General features: G+C 76.4%; 2 protein-coding genes. One reads left to right on the forward strand and one right to left on the reverse strand.

Going from position 1 to position 1,614, the window contains the following annotated elements:
- Window positions 1-31: 31 nt before the first annotated feature.
- Window positions 32-814: a type 1 glutamine amidotransferase gene (locus tag EAO71_RS37340; RefSeq protein WP_261992545.1), complete on the reverse strand. Its 783-nt coding sequence runs from the start codon at window positions 812-814 to the stop codon at window positions 32-34.
- Window positions 815-1,044: 230 nt separating this feature from the next.
- On the opposite strand from EAO71_RS37340, the gene EAO71_RS39595 reads away from it, so the two are divergent.
- Entirely contained in the window at window positions 1,045-1,422 is a 378-nt protein-coding gene (locus tag EAO71_RS39595; protein ID WP_261992546.1) for a hypothetical protein, read from the forward strand.
- Window positions 1,423-1,614 lie beyond the last annotated feature (192 nt).

Below are 1,614 nucleotides of genomic sequence, written 5' to 3' on the forward strand. Positions count from 1 at the left end.
GCCCGAAGTGGGCGCCGTTCCACTCCGCCGCCTACCGCACCGTCGTGGCGGGCCGCACCCGGGCGCGGACGACCGTTCCCCACGCCTCGGCCACGGCCCCCCACACGGCCCGCAGTTCGGGCTCCGCCGACCGGACGGAGGCGACGGCCGCGTCCGGGTCGCCACCCGCCTTCCGTACGGCGGGACCGTCGGACGCGGCCCAGTCGGCCGTCGTGGCGGCCAGGACCTCGGGGTGGAACTGCACGCCCCACGCGGCCGCGCCGACCCGGAAGGCCTGGTGGCGGCAGGCGTCACCGGTGAGCAAGGGCACCGCGTCCGCCGGGAGCCGTGCCACCTCGTCCCAGTGCCACTGCGCGGCCGGCGCGCCCTCCGGGACCCGGGCGAACAGCGGGTCCCCCTCGGCCGCGGGGAGGCGGCGGAGTGGAACGGCGCCCACTTCGGGCCCCCGCGGGCGCCGCACCACCGTGCCACCGAGGGTGTGGGCGAGGAGCTGCCCGCCGAGACAGATCGCGAGCAGCGGTACGTCCTCGGCGACCGCCTGCCGGATCAGGTCGCGCACCCGCGGGAGCCACGGGGCCGCCTCGTCGTCCTCGCAGTTGGCGGAGCCGCCGAGGACCAGCAGACCGGCGTACCCGCCGAGCGTGCCGGGCAGGCACTCGCCCCGCCAGGGATGGACCACGTCGAGGTGGACACCGGTCCGCCCGAGCCGGTCGCCTACCAGGCCGGGGCCGGCGTCGTCCTCGTGCTGGACCACCAGGACGGACGGCGCGTCGGAGGTCAGGGGGGCGGGGATCTCAGAGAGCGCAGGGGTCACGGTCTCCCTTTCGCGAAGTGCCGGGGATCGCCCGGGGGCTTCCCCCGAGGATCGCCGAAGAATCGTTCCCGCGGAACACTGTTCGAGGGGGGCGCCGGGACGGAGGAGACAGGCCCGCCCCCTCGGGGCCGGGCCGGCCGGCACTGAGTACGTGCGTCCCGGTCGGATGAGTACGTCCATGAGTACGCCGACCGATGCCCGGTGCCGGACCCGGCTGGTCGAATAGGGCCATGACCTCGGAAGACCGGCGGCTCCGCCGCATGCAGCACGTCACCGTCACCGGATCGGCGCTCGCCGTGGCGCTCGGCCCGCTGGTCGTCGGCGCGCTGCTCGCCAGGTCGGTGGGGGCCGACCCGATGACCTCGGTCAACGCGCTGATCGCCGGCGGCGGTCAGCGTGCCCGCCTCTCGCGCGACCAGATCCGCGGCTGTGGGGGGCGCTTCCTGCSCACGGCGGAGGCCGGGGTGCGGTCGCTGCGGTCCGCTCGGCAGATGCCCCGCCCGCAGCTCCTGCCGGCGGGGCGGTCCCTGGTGCCGGGGCGCCCCCGGGGCACGCGGACGGACCTGGCGACCGCACCCCCCGCCCCTGCTGTGGTTCCGGTGCCCTGAGATCCCGACGCGTCACTCCAACTCACCTGTTGCGCAGACGTGTTGGTGCTCCGGTGCGTAGCCTGGGGCGGGGAGCCGACTGTGCGGGGGTGGAGCGGGTGGCCGCTGGAATCGGGATGCGACGACGGCTGAGGGAGCGGTGCATCGCGCGGCCCCGAAGGCACTCGGCCGGGCGGGCCGCCGTGTGGCCCG

It is taken from the genome of Streptomyces sp. MS191 (genome assembly GCF_008042125.1).
Lineage (GTDB): Bacteria > Actinomycetota > Actinomycetes > Streptomycetales > Streptomycetaceae > Streptomyces.